Annotated in this window: 3 protein-coding genes and 3 pseudogenes; 3 read left to right on the top strand and 3 right to left on the bottom strand. The window is 62.8% G+C overall.

Features of this window, described 5'->3' with window-relative positions; translation table 11 throughout:
* The first annotated feature begins 161 nt into the window (after positions 1-161).
* Positions 162-2,321 (top strand): serine/threonine-protein kinase, encoded by a 2,160-nt coding sequence (locus tag OQ789_RS25500; RefSeq protein WP_324689168.1) that lies wholly within the window; start codon positions 162-164, stop codon positions 2,319-2,321.
* 67 nt (positions 2,322-2,388) lie between these two features.
* Here OQ789_RS25500 and OQ789_RS25505 read toward each other — a convergent pair whose 3' ends face one another.
* Together OQ789_RS25505 and OQ789_RS25510 are read right to left on the bottom strand one after the other, a co-directional pair.
* Positions 2,389-2,730, bottom strand: coding sequence for a DUF2834 domain-containing protein (locus tag OQ789_RS25505; protein WP_324689170.1), 342 nt, complete (start codon positions 2,728-2,730; stop codon positions 2,389-2,391).
* A gap of 46 nt (positions 2,731-2,776) precedes the next feature.
* Positions 2,777-3,179, bottom strand: a pseudogene (locus OQ789_RS25510) (IS256 family transposase); the annotation flags it as partial.
* A 53-nt stretch (positions 3,180-3,232) separates the two neighbouring features.
* Between OQ789_RS25510 and OQ789_RS26075 the strand changes: the two are divergent.
* A pseudogene (locus OQ789_RS26075) lies at positions 3,233-3,360 on the top strand (IS3 family transposase); the annotation flags it as partial.
* A gap of 124 nt (positions 3,361-3,484) precedes the next feature.
* Positions 3,485-3,715, top strand: a pseudogene (locus tag OQ789_RS26080) (DUF732 domain-containing protein); the annotation flags it as partial.
* On the opposite strand, the gene OQ789_RS26085 reads toward OQ789_RS26080, so the two are convergent.
* Entirely contained in the window at positions 3,604-3,999 is a 396-nt protein-coding gene (locus tag OQ789_RS26085; RefSeq protein ID WP_420716203.1) for a glycine zipper family protein, read from the bottom strand. The pseudogene OQ789_RS26080 and the gene OQ789_RS26085 sit on opposite strands and share 112 nt — an antisense overlap.
* Positions 4,000-4,157: the final 158 nt, after the last annotated feature.

Raw genomic sequence — 4,157 nt, forward strand, 5'->3', positions numbered from 1 at the left:
CCCGCAGCACTAACCGCCTAACCACGACAACGAAGAATCACACGACGACGTCGTACACCACGTCCCTGGACTTGACCATCCTCCAGTTCGACGTGTCATTCAGAATCCGTCTCCGAATAAGTTGCGCTGAAGCCCGAGCCGATGCTTGGTACGGTCCGACCATGACGTTGAGAAACGGTGCAACCTTCGCGGGATACACCATCCTGCGACTGCTGGGATCCGGTGCGATGGGCGAGGTCTATCTGGTCGACCACCCCTGGTTGCCTCGCCAACGGGCGCTCAAGATTCTGCCCGTGCACCTGTCAGCGGACAGTGAGTTCCGAGACCGGTTCCACCATGAAGCCGACCTGGCCGCCACCCTCGATCATCCGCACATCGTCGGCATACACGACCGAGGCGAGTTCGATGGCCAACTGTGGATCGCGATGGATTATGTCGAAGGCGCCGACGCCGCGCAGCTGATGCAAGCCCAGTACCCAGACGGGATGCCAGCGCATGATGTCTGTGCCATTGTCACGGCGGTGGCCGACGCACTCGACTACGCCCACCAGCGGGGCCTATTGCATCGCGACCTCAGGCCGGCCAACATCTTGCTCACGAATCCGGAATACGGCGAACCACGGATCCTGTTGGCCGACTTCGGAATAGCCCGGCAAGAGGGCGATATTGGTGGACTCGCCGCAGGAGATTTCACCGCGGGATGGGTCGCCTACTCCGCACCCGAACAATTATTGGGCTCGGATATTGACGGGCGCGCCGATCAGTACGCGCTGGCCGCCACCGCGTTTCACCTTTTCACGGGTGCGCCACCTTATGAGCACTCCAACCCGGTCGCAGTTATCAGCCAACACCTCAACGCAGCACCTCCCAAGCTCACCGATCGGCGCCCCGATTTGGCGCAGCTCGATCAAGTGCTAGAGATTGCCCTGGCCAAGGATCCCGCCGACCGATTCGACCGGTGCGGCCAGTTCGCCACAGCTCTCAGTGAGCGGGCCGCCGACCCGCGGGAGTTCTTCGGCGCGTTGCGCCCTGCCCAGAGGCAAGACGACGCCGCACCGCCCAGCAGGTCCGCGCCGGAGCGCCGACACAGCGCGACGGTGCAGTCGGCGCCCAGGAAGTCGGGGTGGGAGGCTCTGGGACGCCGGCGGCGCCGGATCCTTGTCGGCGGGGCGACAACGGTGGTCATGCTCACCATCATCAGCTGGATGGTCGCCTACCTGATTGACCATAAGATTTTCGCCCCGCCTGCGGCCAGCACCGCGCTCCCAGCGGCCGCTGCAGGTCCGGTACTCGATGGCACCTATCGCGTGGACTACGACGGGGCAAAGCGGACGAAGAACGGCACCCCAGATCCCTCTACCGACACCTCCAACGCCTGGTGGGCGTTCCGTTCATCTTGCAGACCCTCAGGGTGCGCTGCCACCGGAACAAAGCTAGATGACCACAACCATCAAGTGGCGGGCACACCAGCCGATACAGACGATTTGCATTTCGTCGACGGTCACTGGCACGCCGCGCCTGTTCAGGACCAAACCCAGCAACAGCGGTGCATCGGGGCAGACGGAAAAGTCGTGGCAGGTGCAGAAACCGAGGCGTTTACGTGGTCATTGGAGCCACAGCCTGACGGCACGCTCCGAGGCGTTCAGACCGAAACCGTTCTCACCAATGAATGCGCCGGCCAAGGAGCGGTGGTCCAAACGCCCGCAGTGTTGACCCGGACAGGCGATGTTCCCCCGGCCGTCATCGTCGCCGACCCTGCGGCAGCAACTGGCGCCCCGGCCGCCAGCACCTCTGCGCCGGCCGTTGCAGGTCCGGTACTCGATGGCACCTATCGCGTCGACTACGACTGGGCAAAGCAAACTGCCAACGGCGCTGCAACTTCCGGGGACCCCACCCCCCAGACCACTAATTGGTGGGCGTTTCGTTCGTCGTGTACAGCCACGGGATGCGTCGCCACAGGATCTCGGCTGGCCGACACCAACCACAACGAGGCCAAAGGTGGTGCACGCGTTCTCCGCTTCGCCGACGGTCAGTGGCAGGACACTCCATATCTTCATCCACCAGAACAGTGCCGCGGAACAAGCGGAACAGTCACCGACACCTCAACGCTTAGTTGGTCATTGGCGCCACAGCCCGACGGCGCGCTGCGGGGCTTTCAAACCGAAACCGTTCTCACCAATGAATGTGGCAACCAAGGAACGGTGTACCGAACCCCGGTCGTCGCGACCCGGACAGACGATGTGCCGCGCAGTGTCACCGTGGCCGATCCGGCCTTATTCGCCACCCCGCCCGCGCCACCCACCAACAGCCCCCACCCCTAGCGTTCGACAAGTCACAGCGGCGAGGCGATTGTTGGGTTCGGTTGTGGTTGTGCCAGCCGGCACCGAGTCAAACGTCCTGGAGCTGCGCCAGACGCCGCTCCCGGGCGATGAGAAAGAGTGGAACGGCCACGCTGATATCGACGATGAACCCCAGCACGACGTACACCCACAGGTACTTGACGCCGGTCCTGCGTGCCTCGGCAACCATGAAGACCAGCGCTGCGACGGAGACCAGTGTCAGGTCGATGGTCATGGAGCTGACCGCGTGATTGGCGAAACAGCTGGCGAGGAAGTCGAAGGTGTCTCCGCCGGCTGAGAAGTACGCGATGTTGTGCGCCCAGGTGGCGATGAGCGCCACCAGCGCGATCACGCCGTAAAGGATGCAGAGGTTTCTTCGGGCAGCGGTCATACCCGTCAGTATTTGGTCATCAGAGTAATTGTCAATACGGGTTGTTTCACGTCACCTCCGTTTCGGCTGGTTCGATAGGTTCGGTGAGCGTGATGTCGATGAGGGGCTTGAGCAGTTTGCCTTTGTGGAACACCGCCGCGCCGGCACGGACGAGGCGACCAGGCGCGGGGCGTTGACGGCCCGCCAGCGTGCTTGTGAGGGCTCAATGACCTTGTAGGTCATGGCAATACCGGCCGCACGTGAACGCGTGCCCTTGGTCACTTTGGTCGGCAATCGCACGGTCGCGAATATCGACTAATCGGGTTGGCAGTGCGCAGGCGAACCCACTCTCGGCCGGATACTTGTAGAAGTCCAGCAGCAAGTCGGCGTCCGCCACGATCTTGGCGACCACCTTGGGATGCGTGGCGCCGTAGTCGGTCTCGAACGCCTTTGATCGCAACTTGGGCGTGCTCCATTTCGCTTACGTCCCTCACGGTCGATGAGTACGGCCATACCGAGGTGAGCCAGCGTGATCATCGAAGACTGGCGTCGCGGCTACGAAGCAACCGGCTCCACTCCGCCCACGGTGAACTCACCCCGGCCGAGTTCGCTCTACAGTGGCCCACGACCCATCAACCCCAAGCCCCATAGCGCCTGGACCACCAAACGGATCCCCTTCACGGTGCGCAATTCTGTGCACCGTAGTGCGGCACGCGGGCCAAGTTGTGTGCACGAGATGCGGGCCGGTCACCACTCTGCGACCATCAAGTGAACTATGAAGGTGCTACTCGCGACCCTGATTGGCCTTGCCGCCATCCTCGGCATGGCCGTATCCGCGCACGCCGATAGCACCGATGACGCATTCATCGCCGCACTGGACGCGGCCGGCTTCACCTATTCCGACCCAGATAAGGCCGTAGGCGCAGGCAAATGGCTGTGCGACACGGTCAATGGGGGCACGGATATGTCGGATGTCGTCAAGACCCTGCAATCCAAGAACTCCTCGTTAAGCGAGGAGAAAGCTAACAAGTTCGCAGCAATCGCCGCCAACGCGTACTGCCCACAAGCGATCTCGGCTGGCAGTGCCCCGAGCAGCGCTCCCAATAGTGGACCCAGCAATGCCCCCAGCAACGCTCCCAGCAGTGCCCCCAATAGTGCCCCGAGCAACGCTCCCAGCAGTGCCCCCAGCAACGCTCCCAATAGTGCCCCCAGCAACGCTCCTCGTAGTGGCCCCAGTAGCGCCCCCAGTAGCGCGCCTAGTAGTGCGCCAGCACCGCCCCGCAGCGCCATCTCTTAGATGACACGGCCGGCGTACGCCGCGGGCCTTTGGGCTTTGTTGGCGGGCGCGAAATAAGGCTTTACCTACAAAAATGGCTCTTCGGATCTTGCCGGGGTGCTGTGTTCATCGGACGACGATGGATGTGAGGACCCGCCAGTTGGGCTTGCCG

This window comes from Mycobacterium sp. 94-17, assembly GCF_035617725.1.
Classification (GTDB): Bacteria; Actinomycetota; Actinomycetes; order Mycobacteriales; family Mycobacteriaceae; genus Mycobacterium.

Coding starts and splice junctions, on each gene's coding strand:
- OQ789_RS25500 (WP_324689168.1), top strand. CDS start 162: ATGACGTTGAGAAACGGTGCAACCTTCGCGGGATACACCATCCTGCGA.
- OQ789_RS25505 (WP_324689170.1), bottom strand. CDS start 2,730: ATGACCGCTGCCCGAAGAAACCTCTGCATCCTTTACGGCGTGATCGCG.
- OQ789_RS26085 (WP_420716203.1), bottom strand. CDS start 3,999: ATGGCGCTGCGGGGCGGTGCTGGCGCACTACTAGGCGCGCTACTGGGG.